The following is a 14,595-nucleotide window of genomic DNA, read 5'->3' on the forward strand; positions in this document are numbered from 1 at the left end:
CGCCGGCACGCCGAGGATCTCGTGTCGGGGAGGCTCCCGGTCAGTACCCGCCGGCCACGACGTGCTGAGCGGCGGTGGCGAGCGCATCGGCGACCTCGTCGACGCCATCGCGCACCATGCCGACGGTGACCCGCACGTAGTCGCCGCCGGATCGGGAGCGGCCGTTGCCCGAGCCGTTCCCGCCGGCCGTCGACGCGGCGAGGAACGGTGTGCCCGCCGCGACGCGCACCCCGGCTGCCGCGAGCTGCACGAGCGCCGAGCGTTCGCTGAGCACCGGCATCCACAGGTTGACGCCGTCGGCCGGGGCGACCGGCACGCCGCGAGCTCGGAGTGCATCGCCGAGTGCGCGCTGCCGGGTGAAGTACTGCCGCCGCGCCTCGGCGACGGCGTCGAGCGACGTGCCGTCGGTGAGCAGGTCGAGCAGGATCGTCTGCAGCATCCGCGAGGTCCAGCCGGGGCCGAGCATGCGCCGCGCGGCGATGCGGTCGACGAGGTCGCGCGGCCCGCCGACGGCGGCGATGCGCAGGTCGGGGCCGTGCGACTTCGAGAAGCTGCGCACGTGCACGACCTGCTCGGGCAGCCACGTGCCGAGCGTCACGTCGCCCGCGGTCGAGATCATGCCCGAGTGGTCGTCTTCGATCACGACCACATCGCCCGCGCGTTCGGCCGATCGGATGACGCGCGCCAGCGCCTCGGCGCGGCCGACCGTCATCGACGCCCCGGTGGGATTCTGCGCCCGCGGCTGCAGCAGCACCGCGACGGGCTGCTGGTGCAGCGCGCGGGCGAGCCCGTCGGGCGTCATGCCGGCTTCGTCGACGGCGACGGGCACCGCCTCGGCGCCGAGCAGGTCGAGCAGGTCGAGGAACGGCGGGAAGCCGGGGCTCTCGACGACGACCCGGTCGCCGTACCGCACGACCTCGTCGAGCGCGCGCGAGATCGCGTCGAGGGCGCCGTCGACGACCATGATCGTCTCGGTCTCCGACGGCCAGGAGTCGGCGAGCACCGCCGCGAGCCCCGGGATCACGGGCTCCGCCTGGTAGCTGCCGGTCTCGGCGCGCGCCGAGACCCGCGAGAGCGCCGGGCCGAGCGCCGGCAGCAGCAGCGGGTCGGGCGTGCCTCGCGAGAGGTCGAGGCGCACGGGATCGTTCGGGGCGGCCATGCCGCGCATGCGAGGCGCGAGCCAGCCCTGCGAGAGGGGACGCACGAAGCTGCCGGCCCGCCCGCGCGACTCGATGAGTCCGGTTCGCGAGAGCGCCTGCCAGGCCTGGCTCACGGTGGCGGGGCTGACGCCGAGCTCGCCGGCGAGTTCGCGCACGGTCGGCAGCCGGGTGCCGGCGGCGAGCTCGCCCGAGTTCACGAGCCGCGCGATCACCCCGGCGATGCCGCGCGGGGTCGTCTCGCCGAACTCCGCGAGCGCGATGAGCTCCGCGCCCTCCAGTCGAACCGCAGTCATCCGAGATCCATTCACATGAATACCTGACACGACCATTGCCTCCTCACGACGTGAGGGACAAGATAAGTAACCACAACGTCACAGTGTGAAACACAAGAGAAATGTTCACGCCGAACAATAACAGAACGGGTCGCGCACCCGTTCGGAAGCTCCGGACTTGCAGTCCGCAGCACAGCCTCGGCGTCACAGCACCACCCGGTGAGCACCTCTGTTCCACGCCCATCGAGTGCACGGCAACGACGCCGACCGACTCAGGAGGCAACATGACGATCGTCCGAGCGGCCATCACGCAGACGACCTGGACCGGCGACAAGGAGTCCATGCTCGACAAGCACGAGCAGTTCGCCCGTGATGCGAAGGCGCAGGGCGCCCAGGTCATCTGCTTCCAGGAGCTCTTCTACGGCCCGTACTTCGGCATCACCGAAGACGTGAAGTACTACGACTACGCCGAGCCGGCCGACGGCCCGATCGTGCAGCGCTTCGCCGCGCTCGCGAAGGAGCTCGGCATGGTCATGGTGCTGCCGATCTACGAGGAGGAGCAGCCGGGCGTCTACTACAACACCGCGGTTGTCGTCGACGCCGACGGCACGATCCTCGGCTCGTACCGCAAGCACCACATCCCGAACCTCGACAAGTTCTGGGAGAAGTTCTACTTCCGCCCCGGCAACCTCGGCTACCCCGTGTTCAACACCGCCGTCGGGCCCATCGGCGTCTACATCTGCTACGACCGGCACTTCCCCGAGGGGTGGCGCGAGCTGGGCCTGAACGGTGCGCAGATCGTCTTCAACCCGAACGCGACGAAGCCCGGCCTCTCGAACCGCCTCTGGGAGATCGAGCAGCCGGCCGCGGCCGCCGCGAACGGCTACTTCGTGGCAGCGGCCAACCGCGTCGGCCTCGAGGACAACGAGTACGGCGACCTGGCGGTGAACTTCTACGGCAAGAGCCAGTTCTGCGACCCTCAGGGCAACATCGTCGGCGGGTACGGCTCGGAGACCGACGAGGAGGTCGTCGTGCGCGACCTCGACATGGACATGATCCGGGGCGTCCGCAACGCCTGGCAGTTCTACCGCGACCGCCGGCCCGACTCCTACACCTCCATCCCCAAGCCGTAGGTCACCGGTTTCGAGACGGCGCCGGAGCGCCTCCTCGACCCGCAGAGACGAAGGAGTACCAATGGCCACCACCCTCATCACCGGCGGCACCGTCGTGAGCGCCACGGGCCGCGCCGTTGCCGACGTGCTCGTCGACGGCGAGACCATCCGCGCCCTGCTCGAGCCGGGCTCGAGCCTCCTGGGTACGGATGTCGCGGCATCCGTCGACCGCGTGATCGACGCGACCGGCCGGTACGTCATCCCCGGCGGCATCGACGCCCACACCCACATGCAGCTGCCGTTCGGCGGCACCGAGGCATCCGACACCTTCGAGACCGGAACCCGCGCGGCCGCGTGGGGCGGCACGACCTCGATCATCGACTTCGCCGTGCAGACCTACGGGCAGCGCATCGAAGACGGGCTCGCGGCGTGGCACGAGAAGGCGGCCGGCAACTGCGCGATCGACTACGGCTTCCACCAGATCGTGGGCGACGTGAACGAGGCGTCGCTCGCGACCCTCCGCCGCCTGCCCGACGAGGGCATCACGAGCTTCAAGATGTTCATGGCCTATCCGGGCGTCTTCTACTCCGACGACGCGCAGATCCTGAAGGCCATGCAGGTCTCGCGCGACACGGGCATGCTCACGATGATGCACGCCGAGAACGGCCCGGCGATCGACGTGCTCGCGGCCCAGCTCGTGGAGCAGGGCAGGACCGAGCCGTTCTATCACGGTGTCGCCCGCGCCTGGGAGATGGAGGAGGAGGCCACCCACCGCGCGATCATGCTCGCCAAGCTCACGGGCGCCCCGCTCTACATCGTGCACGTGTCGGCGAAGCAGGCGGTCGAGCAGCTCGCCTGGGCGCGCGACAAGGGCCAGAACGTCTACGGCGAGACCTGCCCGCAGTACCTCTACCTGAGTCTCGAAGACCAGCTCGGCGCGAAGGGCGAGCAGTGGGGCTCGTTCGAGGGAGCGAAGTGGGTCTGCTCGACGCCGCTCCGCTCCCGCGAGGAGGGCCACCAGGACTCGATGTGGCAGGCGCTGCGCACGAACGACCTGCAGATGGTCTCGACCGACCACTGCCCGTTCTGCATGAAGGACCAGAAGGAGCTCGGCCTCGGCGACTTCCGCAAGATCCCGAACGGCATCGGCTCGATCGAGCACCGCATGGACCTCATGTACCAGGGCGTCGTCACCGGCGAGATCACGCTCGAGCGGTGGGTCGAGCTCACGAGCACGACGCCCGCCCGCATGTTCGGCCTGTACGGCACGAAGGGCGTGATCCAGCCGGGCGCCGACGCCGACATCGTCGTCTACGACCCGAACGGGCACACCTCGATCGGGCTCGACAAGACCCACCACATGAACATGGACTACTCCGCATGGGAGGGGTACGAGATCGACGGCCACGTCGACACCGTGCTCTCGCGGGGCAAGGTCATCGTCGACGGCGACCAGTACCTCGGCGCCAAGGGCGACGGCCGGTTCCTCAGGCGCGGCCTGAGCCAGTACCTCATCTAGCCACCCGGTTGCGAGACGGCCGCGAGTGGCCTCCTCGACCCGCAGACGAAAGGGAGCACGGATGGACTTCGGAGCGGTCCTGCAGACCAACCCCCCGGCATCGCGCACCATCCAGCTCGCGAAGCTCGCCGAGAACCACGGGTTCACGCACGTGTGGACCTTCGACTCGCACCTGCTCTGGCAGGAGCCGTACGTCATCTACAGCCAGATCCTCGCCGAGACCCGCAAGGTCAAGGTCGGGCCGTTCGTCACCAACCCGGCGACGCGCGACTGGACGGTGACCGCGTCGATCTTCGCGACTCTGAACGAGATGTACGGCAACCGCACGATCTGCGGCATCGGCCGCGGCGACTCCGCGGTGCGCGTCACCAACGGCAAGCCCACGACGATCGCCGAGCTCCGCGAGGCGATCCACGTGATCCGAGAGCTCGCGAACTCCCGGCCGGTCGAGTACCACGGCTCGCAGCTCCAGTTCCCGTGGAGCCACGGCTCGGAGCTCGACATCTGGGTGGCCGCGTACGGTCCGATGGCGCTGAAGCTGACGGGGGAGGTGGGCGACGGATTCATCCTGCAGCTCGCCGACGTCGACATCGCCGCCTGGATGATCCAGCACGTGCGCGACGCGGCCGAGGCCGCGGGGCGAGACCCGATGTCGATCAAGTTCTGCGTCGCCGCGCCCATGTACATCGGCGACGACTGGGAGCACATGCGCGAGCAGTGCCGCTGGTTCGGCGGAATGGTCGGCAACCACATCGCCGACATCGTCGCGAAGTACGGCGCGCACGGCGCGGTGCCCGACGCGCTCACCGACTACATCAAGGCCCGCGAGGGCTACGACTACAACGAGCACGGCCGCGCGGGCAACGTGCACACGAGCTTCGTGCCCGACGAGATCGTCGACCGGTTCTGCGTGCTCGGCACGGCCGAGCAGCACATCGAGAAGCTCGAGCAGCTGAAGGCGCTCGGCGTCGACCAGTTCGCCGGCTACCTCCAGCACGACAACAAAGAGGAGACGTTGCGGGTCTACGGCGAGACCGTGATCCCGGCGCTCTCCGAGCACCTCACGGCGAAGGCATGATCAAGGCCGGCGTGCGCGAGACGACGGCGACGGATGCCGCGGCGCCGGCGCCGGGCCGCCGCGCGCCGCGTCGCCCGGGGCGGGCGGGCCGCGAGCTCGGCCGCTGGGCCTGGGGTCTCGCCGGCATCCTCGTCATCGCGCTCATCTGGGAGAGCTACAAGCTGCTCGGCCCCGCCGACGGCGTGGTGCTCGGCGAGCTGCGAGTCCTGCCGCGCACGACCGATCTCGCCATGCCTCACATCTGGGACATGGGCACCCGTCTCGCCGAACCCGTCACCCGTGCCGACGACGCGCTGCCGCTCTGGAGCGTCGTCGCGCTGGCTGCGCTCACAACGCTCGGCATCGCCGCGGCCGGATGGCTTGTGGGCGTCGTCGTGGGCATCGGTCTCGCACTCGTGATGCAGCGCTGGCGCCTCGCCGAGTGGGGCCTCCTGCCGTGGATCGTGATCAGCCAGACCGTGCCGCTCATCGCGTTCGCGCCGGTCGTGAAGAGCTGGGGGTCCCGCGTCGAGATCGGCTCGTTCGAGTGGCAGGACTGGATGTCGGTCGCGCTCATCGCGAGCTACCTCGCGTTCTTCCCGATCGCGATCGGCGCGCTCAAGGGACTGCAGTCGCCCGACCGCATCCACGAGGAGCTCATGCAGACCTACGCGGCGGGATACTGGTCGACACTCGTGAAGCTGCGCTTCCCGGCATCCGTGCCCTATCTGCTGCCGGCGCTCCGGCTCGGCGCGGCGAACGCCGTGATCGGTGCGGTCGTCGCCGAGGTCTCGACGGGCCTGCAGGGCGGCATCGGTCGCATCCTCATCCAGTTCGCCGGGCAGGCCTCCGGCGACCCGGCGAAGGCGTGGGCGCCGATCTTCGGCGCGATCGTGCTGGGGCTCGTGGCCGCCGGCTCGATCGCCCTGCTCGGCGTGATCCTCAAGAACTACCGACGAACGGAGGAGGCCGCATGAGCGAGCCCCAGGGGTTTCGACCGGCTCAACCCGCAGCAGTGCCGACGCCCGCGGCCGCGACCGCCGTCGAGGTGCGCGGCGTCGACAAGCGGTTCGAGACCCGAAGCGGTCAGGTGCAGGCGCTGGACGCCATCGATCTCACGGTCGCCGCGGGCGAGTTCGTCTCGCTGATCGGTCCGAGCGGATGCGGCAAGTCCACGCTCATGCGCCTCATCGCCGACCTCGACGACCCCTCGAGCGGAACGCTCACGGTCTTCGGCAAGTCCACGCGCCAGGCGCGCCTCGACCAGGAGTACGGCATCGCGTTCCAGTCGGCCGGGCTCCTGCCATGGCGCACGGTCGCCGCGAACGTGGCACTGCCGCTCGAGCTGCACGGAGTGGCATCCGGGGCCCGCGCGAACCGCGTCGCCGAGCTGCTCGACATGGTCGGGCTGGCCGACTTCGCCGACCGCTACCCCGACCAGCTCTCGGGCGGCATGCAGCAGCGCGTGGCGATCGCCCGCTCGCTCGCCGAGCAGCCGCGGCTGCTGCTCATGGACGAGCCGTTCGGCGCCCTCGACGAGATGACGCGCGAGAAGATGCAGTCCGACCTCGTGCGCATCTCGGCCGAGACCGGCGCCGCCGTCGTGTTCGTGACCCACTCGATCCCCGAGGCCGTGTTCCTCTCCGATCGCGTCGTCGTGATGTCGCCGCGGCCCGGGCGCATCCGGGAGATCGTGCCGATGCGCCTCGGCGCCGATGCGAAGCGCGCGGCCCGCACCGATGAGCTCCGCGAGGAGCGCGCGTTCTTCGACATGGTCACCGCCGTGCGCGAGGCGCTGCACGGCGGCGCACCCGTCGGCACCGGACCGCGCGGAGTGGAGACGCGCTGATGAGTGCGCCCGCCGCAACGACCCGTACGGCCCGTACGACCCGGCCGGCGCGCATGGGTCCGCGCACCGAGACGACGCTGCGCATCATCGCGCCCATCGCGGTGGGGCTCATCGTGCTCGGCACGTGGCAGTTCCTCGTCAGCGTGGTGGGCGTCTCCGACTACCTGCTGCCGAGTCCGGCCTCGATCATCGAGGAGTTCGTCGCCTACTGGCCTTCGATCGCGCAGGCGATGCTCATCACGGGCACCAACGCGCTGGTCGGCCTCGTCGTCGGCTCGATCCTCGGCATCCTGCTGGCCGCCGTCGCGGCGCGGTGGCGCCCGATCGACCAGATGAGCGCACCGGTCGTGGCCTCGCTCGCGGTCATCCCGATCGTCGCCCTCGCCCCCGTGCTCAACTCGATGTTCGGCGCCGACAGCCAGTTCGGCCGTCAGGCGATCGCCGCGATCGCGTCGTTCGTGCCCGTCTTCATCAACACGCTGCGGGGGTTCCGGCAGACGACGCCCGTGCACCGCGACCTGATGAAGGCCTACGCGGCGAGCTCCGGCCAGGTGCTGCGAACGCTCACCCTGCCGACCGCGCGACCCTTCATCCTCACCGGCATCCGCATCGCCTCGTCGCTGGCCGTGATCTCCGCCCTCGTCGCCGAGTACTTCGGCGGCCCGCGGGGCGGCCTCGGCGGGCTCATCTCCACCTCTGCCGCATCGAGCGCCTACGCCCGCGCCTGGGCGTATGTGCTGGCATCCATCGCCCTCGGGCTCCTCTTCTATCTGGCGACGCTCGCGCTCGAGCGACTGTTGCAGCGTCACACACCCCAGGCGCGACGACGCCCCTGACACCGACCCCCGCGGCCTCGCGCCCGGCGGAACCAGCACCACCGCACCACCGCACGCACCGAGAACCACGAAAGGACTGACATGAACCACAGCAGACGTCGCTTCGCGACGATCGGCGGGCTCGCCCTCGCGGCGGCGCTCGCACTCACCGCATGTTCTGGATCCGGCGGCGGGACCGGGGAGACCGACGGAGGCGGCGACGGCGACCTCACCCCCGTGAAGCTCCAGCTCCAGTGGCTGCCGCAGGGCCAGTTCGCCGGCTACTTCGCGGCCGTCGACCAGGGCTTCTTCGAGGAGGAGGGCCTGGACGTCGAGATCATCCCCTCGGGCGGCGACATCGTTCCGCAGGACGCGCTCGCGAACGGCGACGTCGACTACGCGATCGCGTGGGTGCCCAAGGTGCTCGGCTCGATCGAGCAGGGAGCCAATCTCACCGACATCGCCCAGATCTTCCAGAGGTCGGGAACGCTGCAGGTCTCGATGGCCGATTCCGGCATCGACTCCGTCGCCGACTTCGAGGGCAAGAAGATCGGCTCGTGGGGCTTCGGCAACGAGTGGGAGATCTTCGCGGCCATGGCCGCCGAGGGACTCGACGCCACGACCGTGCAGATCATCACGCAGGACTTCAACATGAACGCCTTCCTGCAGGGCGACATCGACGCGGCCCAGGCGATGACCTACAACGAGTACGCGCAGCTGCTCGAGACGGTGAACCCCGACACGGGCGAGCTCTACCAGCCCGAGGACTTCAACGTGATCAGCTACGAGGACACCGAGGGCGCCATGCTCCAGGACGCCATCTGGGCGGACACGGCACGGCTCGCCGACGACACCGACTACCAGGACACGACGGTCAAGTTCCTGAAGGCCGTCATCAAGGGCTGGGTCTACGCCGCCGAGAACCCCCAGGAGGCGTCGGACATCACGATCGCCGCGGGCTCCGGCTGGGGCCCGAGCCACGAGCTCTGGATGGTGAACGAGACGAACAAGCTCATCTGGCCGTCACCCGACGGCATCGGCATCATCGACCAGGCCGCATGGGACAAGACCGTCGCCGGTGCCCTCGCGGCCGTGAACGAGTCGGGGGCGCACCTCATCACCGAGGAGCCGCCGTCGACCGCGTACACGAACGACTGGATCCAGAAGGCGCTCGACGAGCTCGAGGGCGAGGGACTCGACCTCACGGGCGAGGGCTTCGAACCCATCGACGTCACCCTCGAGGAGGGCGGCAACTGATCGGTCGGATGCCGCGTGGGCCGGCGCAACCGGCCGGCCGCGCGGCATCCGCCACCGCACCATCTGCGACCCGTGTCGCACGCGAAGGAAAGGCACCGTGCCATGACCGACAACCTCACCGAGGGCCTCGACGAGCTCGCTCGCGAACTCGACCGAGACCACGTCTTCCACTCCTGGTCCGCGCAGGCGAACCCGTCGGGTCTCGTGATCGCGAGCGGTCGCGGCAGTCGGGTGTGGGACCACGCCGGCCGCGAATACCTCGACTTCTCGAGCCAGCTCGTGAACGTCAACATCGGCCACCAGCACCCGTCGGTCGTGCAGGCGATCAGGGAGCAGGCCGAACTCCTCACCACGGTCGCCCCGTCGACGGTGAACCTCGCGCGAGGCGAGGCCGCCAAGCGCATCGTCGCGCGCGCGCCGTCCGGATTCCGCAAGGTCTTCTTCACCAACGGCGGCGCCGATGCCAATGAGAACGCGATCCGCATGGCGCGCCTGCACACCGGCAGGGACAAGGTGCTCTCGACCTACCGGTCGTACCACGGCAACACGGGTGCGGCGATCGTCTCGACCGGCGACTGGCGTCGCATCCCCAACGAGTTCGCGCGTGGGCACGTGCACTTCTTCGGCCCGTACCTCTACCGCTCGGAGTTCTGGGCGACGACGCCCGAGCAGGAGTCCGAGCGGGCGCTGCAGCACCTGCGCCGCGTGATCGAAGCCGAAGGACCGTCGTCGATCGCGGCGATCCTGCTCGAGACGATCCCCGGCACCGCCGGCATCCTCGTGCCGCCGCCCGGGTACCTCTCCGGCGTGCGGGAGCTCTGCGATCGGCACGGCATCCTGCTGATCCTCGACGAGGTCATGGCGGGGTTCGGCCGCACCGGCCGCTGGTTCGCCTTCGACGGCTACGACGTGCGGCCCGACCTCATCACCTTCGCCAAGGGCGTGAACTCGGGGTACGTGCCGGTCGGCGGCGTGATCATCTCGGATCCCATCGCCGCGACGTTCGACGACCGGGTGTTCCCCGGCGGGCTCACCTATTCGGGGCATCCGCTCGCGATGGCCTCGATCGTCGCGGCGCTCGACGCGATGGAGTCGGAGGGCATCGTCGACCACGCTCGCGAGATCGGCTCCACGATCATCGGACCGGCGCTCGCCGAGCTCGCCGAACGCCATGCCGCCATCGGCGAGGTGCGCGGCGAGGGCGTCTTCTGGGCGATCGAGCTCGTCGCCGATCCTGCGACCCGCGAGCCGCTGCCTGCGGCCGCGATCGGCCGCCTCAAGTCCGCGCTCGTCGAGCGCGGGCTCCTGCCGTTCGTGCAGGACAACCGCATCCACGTCGTGCCGCCGTGCGTCGTCACGGCCGACGAGGTCGCCGACGCGATGGTGATCTACGACGACGTACTCCGCACCGCACTCGAAGGAGAGGGCTGACCCATGAGCCAGACAGACCAGAACGATCGGAGCGCCGCGCAGGCCGCGTCGCTCGCCGAGACCCAGCCGCTCGACGGCGGACTCGCGAGCATCGAGCACTGGATCGACGGGGCATCCGTCGCCGGCGACGGAGCCCGCAGCGGGCCCGTCTACAACCCGGCGCGCGGCGTCGAGCAGAAGCGCGTGCGCTTCGCCTCGACCGAGGACGTCGACGTCGCCGTGCAGGCGGCCGCACGCGCGTTCCCGGGGTGGCGCGACACCTCGATCGCCAAGCGCCAGCAGGTGATGTTCGCGTTCCGCGAGCTGCTCAACGCCCGCAGCGGCGAGCTCGCCGCGATCCTCACGAGCGAGCACGGCAAGGTGCTCTCCGACGCCGCCGGCGAGATCGCCCGCGGCCTCGAGGTCGTCGAGCTCGCCTGCGCGATGCCGGGCTACACGAAGGGCGAGTACTCCGAGAACGTGTCGACCGGCATCGACGTGTATTCGACGAAGCAGCCCGTGGGTGTCGTCGGCATCATCAGCCCGTTCAACTTCCCGGCGATGGTGCCGCTGTGGTTCTTCCCGCTCGCGATCGCGACGGGCAACACGGTCGTGCTGAAGCCCTCCGAGAAGGACCCGTCTGCCGCCATCTGGCTCGCCCGCCTCATGCAGGAGGCGGGCCTGCCCGACGGCGTGCTGAACGTCGTGCACGGCGACAAGGTCGCCGTCGACGCGCTGCTCGAGCACCCCGTCGTGCGCTCGATCTCGTTCGTCGGCTCGACGCCGATCGCGAAGTACATCTACGCGACCGCGACTGCGAACGGCAAGCGGGTGCAGGCGCTCGGCGGCGCCAAGAACCACATGCTCGTGCTGCCCGACGCCGACCTCGACCTCGCGGCCGACGCCGCCGTCAACGCCGGCTTCGGCTCGGCGGGGGAGCGCTGCATGGCCGTCTCGGTCGTGCTCGCGGTCGACTCGGTCGCCGATGAGCTGGTCGCCAAGATCAGCGAGCGGATGTCGCGGCTCACCACGGGCGACGGCACCCGCGGCTGCGACATGGGGCCGCTCATCACCCGCGAGCACCGCGACAAGGTCGTCGGCTACCTCGACGTGGCGGCATCCGACGGGGCGACCGTCGTCGTCGACGGGCGCGACACTCCGATCGACGGGGACGACGACGGGTTCTGGCTCGGCCCGACCCTCGTCGACAAGGTGCCGCTCGATTCATCCGTCTACCGCGACGAGATCTTCGGCCCGGTACTCGGCATCGTTCGCGTCGACGGGTACCAGGAGGGGCTCGACGTGATCAACGCCTCGCGCTACGGCAACGGCACGGCGATCTTCACGAACGACGGCGGGGCCGCGCGGCGGTTCCAGCGCGAGGTGACGGTCGGCATGATCGGCATCAACGTGCCGATCCCGGTGCCGGTCGCGTACCACTCGTTCGGCGGCTGGAAAGATTCGCTCTTCGGCGACGCCAAGGCCTACGGCGCGCGCGGCTTCGACTTCTTCACGCAGGAGAAGGCGGTCACGTCGCGCTGGCTCGACCCGAGCCACGGCGGCCTGAACCTGGGGTTCCCGCAGCACGACTAGTGCGCGCGGGGTGCGGCGCGGGTCGGACGCTCAGTGACCGTAGTTCGAACTCGGCGACTCGATGTAGTCGACGACGGCGTCGTCGAGGTATCCGGTGACGAGGACTCCGATGTCGGGCGAGGCGCCGGTGCCCTCGCCCGGCGGCAGCGCGACGAGGTCGACCCGGAACATGCGCTGCATGCGGCCGGTCTCCTGCACGGTGTAGTCGACGGGAGCCGTGGCGCCCGCCATGTCGATCGAGTCGAGCGCGTTGCCGACCGAGATGCCCGTGGATGTCGTCACGGGCAGGCCGCCCGCTTCGGCACCGGTGACGTAGACCACATGGTTCGGCCAGTACGGGGCCTCCTCGACCTGGTCGGTGTCGAGGAGTTGCAGCCCGCCCCATTCGTGGAGGGTCGCGGGCGGCGTCTCGGAGCCGGGTTCGACGCGGGAGTCCGTGGGCTCGCCGAGATATTCGCTGAGTCCGGAGACCACTTCGCCGGTCGGCTGGTGGTAGTCGAACGTCGCGAGTACCGCGTCGGCATCGCCCACCACGGTGATCGACTCCGGCGAGATGACGATGCTCGTGGCGACCTCGGCTGCAGGCGCGGCCGTCGGGACGGGCGTCGACGTGCTCGACGCCGACGGTGGCGCGGGGTCCGCCGGCGGCGCGGTGCATGCGGTGACCCCGGCGAGCGTCGCGATGCCGAGACCGAGGAGTGCACTGAGGCGGAGCGGGCGCATGGCACGACCCTACCGACGGGCGCTCCCCGTCGGGAATCAGGGCAGGCACTGAGACGCAGCAGGGAGGAGGAGAATGGGGCCGTGCACGGAGCGATCCTCCACATCGACGACTGCCCGTCCGACGGCGCGACCGACTCGCTCGCCTGCCGGGTCTCCCCGACTCCGGTGGGCCTCGCCGGCGTGCCGACCGTCGAGCAGATCGTCGAGGCGCTCCGGGCGCTCGGGGCGCTCCGGGCGCAGGCGAACGCCGGCTAGCTCGGGCGGCTCGATCGACCGAATGCCGCGATGCGGGCGCTCGCCTCCGGGGTCTCGAAGGCGGCGCCGATCGTGCGCGCCTCGTCGTCGAGCGCTGACTGGAAGTCGCGGGTGAGCCCAGAGCGCACCAGGCGCTTCGCCTGGCCGAAGGCACCGGTCGCCCCGTCGATCCAGCTCTGCGCGATCTCCCGCGCTCGCGCCTCGAGCGCATCGGGCGCGACGACCTCGGCGACGAGTCCCCAGTCGAGTGCCTCGGCAGCGGTGAGGGTGCGCGAGGTCAGCGTGAGCTCGAGCGCGCGTCGGGTGCCGACGGCCTCGGGCAGCAGGGTGCTGACGCCGCAGTCGGGCGTGAGCGCGACATCCGCGTACCGGCTCGCGAACGTCGCGTGCTCGGAGGCGACGATGAGGTCGGCGACGAGCATGAAGCCGAGCCCTCCGCCGGCGACCGGGCCCTGCACGGCGGCCACGATCGGCTTCGAGCTCTCGCGGAGCGTGCGGTGGCCGTCGTGGATCGCGTCGGCGAGAGCCGTGATCGTCGCGGCGGCGGACTCCCCGCCGCTCGAGACGGCGGAGGCCGCGAGCTCGGACATCGCCCGCACGTCGCCGCCCGCGCAGAACGCGCGGCCGTTGGCGTCGAAGAGCACCGCGCCGATGTCGTCGCGCTCGGCGATCTCATGGGCGAGGGCCTGCCAGCGCCCGATCGCCTCGGGGTCGACCGCGTTCAGCCGGCTCGGGCGGTTGAGGGTGAGGCGGGCGAGCCCACCCTCGACCTCGAACAGGATCGCGTCATCGCTCATGGAGCGGAAGCCTACCCGGTGCTCGTCAGACGCCGAAGTTCGCGCTCGGCGCGATCAACTGTTCGATGAGCCCGGTGTCGGTGTAGCTGTGCACGATCACGGCGAAGTTGCGCGGTTCGGTCGGGGCGGCGGGGTGCGGCGGCAGCTCGATCAGCCCCACTCGGGAGAGCACGACGGTGCGCCCGGTCGTCGGATTCGTGTACTCGCCGGCCGACTCGATTCCGACCGTCACGCTCGTGCCGGGGTCGCCCACGTGCAGGCCCGAGGGGGCGCCGACCCCGGCAGCGGTGCCGATCGGCAGTGGTCCGGCCGTCGGGCCCGTGACGAAGACCGAGTGGTTGGGGATCTCGGGCGGTGTGCCGGGAGTGTCGGTGTCGTAGAGACGGAGCCCGCCCCACTCGTGGTCGACGCCGGGTGACGACTCGATGCTGCCGGGGTTCGGGGTGTCGACGGGCTCGCCGAGGTATTCGGTGAGGCCGGCGACCACCTCGGTGGTGGGCTGGAAGTAGTCGAAGCTCGCGAGCACCCCTCCGTCGGCATCGAGCACGCTGATGGTCTCGGCCGTGATGGCGACGGATGCCGCGACCGGTTCCGGTGCCGGCGAGGGCGTCGGCGACGTGCTCGCGCTCGGCACGGGAGAGGGCGTCGGGGGCGCGGACGCGCACGCGCCGAGCGCGGTCACCGCAGCGAGCGCGACGAGTACGGCCACCATCCGTGTCTTCATGTCGACACGATAGAGCAGCGACGCCCTCGGATGCTCAGTGCATCCACTGAGC

Annotated in this window: 14 protein-coding genes; 10 read left to right on the forward strand and 4 right to left on the reverse strand. The window is 70.3% G+C overall.

Translation table 11 applies throughout. The features are described 5' to 3' along the window. Positions 1 to 40 precede the first annotated feature (40 nt). A complete protein-coding gene (locus BUR99_RS06550; protein WP_074259601.1) occupies positions 41 to 1,453 on the reverse strand; it encodes an aminotransferase class I/II-fold pyridoxal phosphate-dependent enzyme in 1,413 nt (470 codons plus the stop codon). Positions 1,454 to 1,716: 263 nt separating this feature from the next. Between BUR99_RS06550 and BUR99_RS06555 the strand changes: the two genes are divergently transcribed. The 9 genes from BUR99_RS06555 to BUR99_RS06595 all read left to right on the forward strand — a co-directional run bounded on the left by BUR99_RS06555 (position 1,717) and on the right by BUR99_RS06595 (position 12,044). Then, a complete protein-coding gene (locus tag BUR99_RS06555) occupies positions 1,717 to 2,565 on the forward strand; it encodes a nitrilase-related carbon-nitrogen hydrolase (protein WP_074259602.1) in 849 nt (282 codons plus the stop codon). A 61-nt stretch (positions 2,566 to 2,626) separates the two neighbouring features. Then, positions 2,627 to 4,063 (forward strand): dihydropyrimidinase, encoded by a 1,437-nt coding sequence (gene hydA, locus BUR99_RS06560; RefSeq protein ID WP_074259603.1) that lies wholly within the window; start codon positions 2,627 to 2,629, stop codon positions 4,061 to 4,063. Positions 4,064 to 4,124: 61 nt separating this feature from the next. Next, positions 4,125 to 5,141 carry a TIGR03842 family LLM class F420-dependent oxidoreductase gene (locus BUR99_RS06565; protein ID WP_074259604.1) on the forward strand — a complete coding sequence of 339 codons (1,017 nt, stop codon included), beginning with the start codon at positions 4,125 to 4,127 and terminating at the stop codon, positions 5,139 to 5,141. Beyond that, positions 5,138 to 6,097 (forward strand): ABC transporter permease, encoded by a 960-nt coding sequence (locus BUR99_RS06570; RefSeq protein ID WP_084183743.1) that lies wholly within the window; start codon positions 5,138 to 5,140, stop codon positions 6,095 to 6,097. Before BUR99_RS06565 ends, BUR99_RS06570 begins: the two co-directional genes overlap by 4 nt. Then, positions 6,094 to 6,969 (forward strand): ABC transporter ATP-binding protein, encoded by an 876-nt coding sequence (locus tag BUR99_RS06575; protein WP_074259605.1) that lies wholly within the window; start codon positions 6,094 to 6,096, stop codon positions 6,967 to 6,969. Before BUR99_RS06570 ends, BUR99_RS06575 begins: the two co-directional genes overlap by 4 nt. After that, positions 6,969 to 7,805: an ABC transporter permease gene (locus BUR99_RS06580; protein WP_084183745.1), complete on the forward strand. Its 837-nt coding sequence runs from the start codon at positions 6,969 to 6,971 to the stop codon at positions 7,803 to 7,805. The genes BUR99_RS06575 and BUR99_RS06580 overlap by 1 nt, the downstream gene beginning before the upstream one ends. A gap of 81 nt (positions 7,806 to 7,886) precedes the next feature. Beyond that, positions 7,887 to 9,041 (forward strand): ABC transporter substrate-binding protein, encoded by a 1,155-nt coding sequence (locus BUR99_RS06585; RefSeq protein ID WP_074259607.1) that lies wholly within the window; start codon positions 7,887 to 7,889, stop codon positions 9,039 to 9,041. A gap of 102 nt (positions 9,042 to 9,143) precedes the next feature. Next, complete coding sequence (locus BUR99_RS06590; protein ID WP_074259608.1) at positions 9,144 to 10,472, forward strand: aspartate aminotransferase family protein; 1,329 nt, start codon at positions 9,144 to 9,146, stop codon at positions 10,470 to 10,472. Positions 10,473 to 10,475: 3 nt separating this feature from the next. Continuing rightward, complete coding sequence (locus BUR99_RS06595) at positions 10,476 to 12,044, forward strand: CoA-acylating methylmalonate-semialdehyde dehydrogenase (RefSeq protein ID WP_084183747.1); 1,569 nt, start codon at positions 10,476 to 10,478, stop codon at positions 12,042 to 12,044. A 30-nt stretch (positions 12,045 to 12,074) separates the two neighbouring features. On the opposite strand, the gene BUR99_RS06600 is transcribed toward BUR99_RS06595, so the two are convergent. Further along, positions 12,075 to 12,767 (reverse strand): hypothetical protein, encoded by a 693-nt coding sequence (locus BUR99_RS06600; RefSeq protein WP_074259609.1) that lies wholly within the window; start codon positions 12,765 to 12,767, stop codon positions 12,075 to 12,077. Between the two features lie 81 nt (positions 12,768 to 12,848). Here BUR99_RS06600 and BUR99_RS20225 point away from each other — a divergent pair, with 81 nt between their 5' ends. Then, entirely contained in the window at positions 12,849 to 13,022 is a 174-nt protein-coding gene (locus tag BUR99_RS20225; protein ID WP_159440959.1) for a hypothetical protein, read from the forward strand. Here the strand turns inward: BUR99_RS20225 and BUR99_RS06605 are convergent. Both BUR99_RS06605 and BUR99_RS06610 read right to left on the reverse strand, forming a co-directional pair. Beyond that, positions 13,019 to 13,819, reverse strand: a complete 801-nt coding sequence (locus BUR99_RS06605) for an enoyl-CoA hydratase/isomerase family protein (protein WP_074259610.1) — start codon at positions 13,817 to 13,819, stop codon at positions 13,019 to 13,021. The two genes, BUR99_RS20225 and BUR99_RS06605, sit on opposite strands and share 4 nt — an antisense overlap. Positions 13,820 to 13,844: 25 nt before the next feature. Next, positions 13,845 to 14,543: a hypothetical protein gene (locus BUR99_RS06610; RefSeq protein ID WP_143231521.1), complete on the reverse strand. Its 699-nt coding sequence runs from the start codon at positions 14,541 to 14,543 to the stop codon at positions 13,845 to 13,847. Positions 14,544 to 14,595 lie beyond the last annotated feature (52 nt).

It is taken from the genome of Agromyces cerinus subsp. cerinus, assembly GCF_900142065.1.
In the GTDB taxonomy this organism is placed as follows: Bacteria; Actinomycetota; Actinomycetes; order Actinomycetales; family Microbacteriaceae; genus Agromyces; species Agromyces cerinus.

Excerpts from the sequence above, each read along its gene's own strand:
- BUR99_RS06550 (WP_074259601.1), bottom strand. The coding sequence starts at position 1,453 with ATGACTGCGGTTCGACTGGAGGGCGCGGAGCTCATCGCGCTCGCGGAG.
- BUR99_RS06555 (WP_074259602.1), top strand. The coding sequence starts at position 1,717 with ATGACGATCGTCCGAGCGGCCATCACGCAGACGACCTGGACCGGCGAC.
- hydA (WP_074259603.1), top strand. The coding sequence starts at position 2,627 with ATGGCCACCACCCTCATCACCGGCGGCACCGTCGTGAGCGCCACGGGC.
- BUR99_RS06565 (WP_074259604.1), top strand. The coding sequence starts at position 4,125 with ATGGACTTCGGAGCGGTCCTGCAGACCAACCCCCCGGCATCGCGCACC.
- BUR99_RS06570 (WP_084183743.1), top strand. The coding sequence starts at position 5,138 with ATGATCAAGGCCGGCGTGCGCGAGACGACGGCGACGGATGCCGCGGCG.
- BUR99_RS06575 (WP_074259605.1), top strand. The coding sequence starts at position 6,094 with ATGAGCGAGCCCCAGGGGTTTCGACCGGCTCAACCCGCAGCAGTGCCG.
- BUR99_RS06580 (WP_084183745.1), top strand. The coding sequence starts at position 6,969 with ATGAGTGCGCCCGCCGCAACGACCCGTACGGCCCGTACGACCCGGCCG.
- BUR99_RS06585 (WP_074259607.1), top strand. The coding sequence starts at position 7,887 with ATGAACCACAGCAGACGTCGCTTCGCGACGATCGGCGGGCTCGCCCTC.
- BUR99_RS06590 (WP_074259608.1), top strand. The coding sequence starts at position 9,144 with ATGACCGACAACCTCACCGAGGGCCTCGACGAGCTCGCTCGCGAACTC.
- BUR99_RS06595 (WP_084183747.1), top strand. The coding sequence starts at position 10,476 with ATGAGCCAGACAGACCAGAACGATCGGAGCGCCGCGCAGGCCGCGTCG.
- BUR99_RS06600 (WP_074259609.1), bottom strand. The coding sequence starts at position 12,767 with ATGCGCCCGCTCCGCCTCAGTGCACTCCTCGGTCTCGGCATCGCGACG.
- BUR99_RS06605 (WP_074259610.1), bottom strand. The coding sequence starts at position 13,819 with ATGAGCGATGACGCGATCCTGTTCGAGGTCGAGGGTGGGCTCGCCCGC.
- BUR99_RS06610 (WP_143231521.1), bottom strand. The coding sequence starts at position 14,543 with ATGAAGACACGGATGGTGGCCGTACTCGTCGCGCTCGCTGCGGTGACC.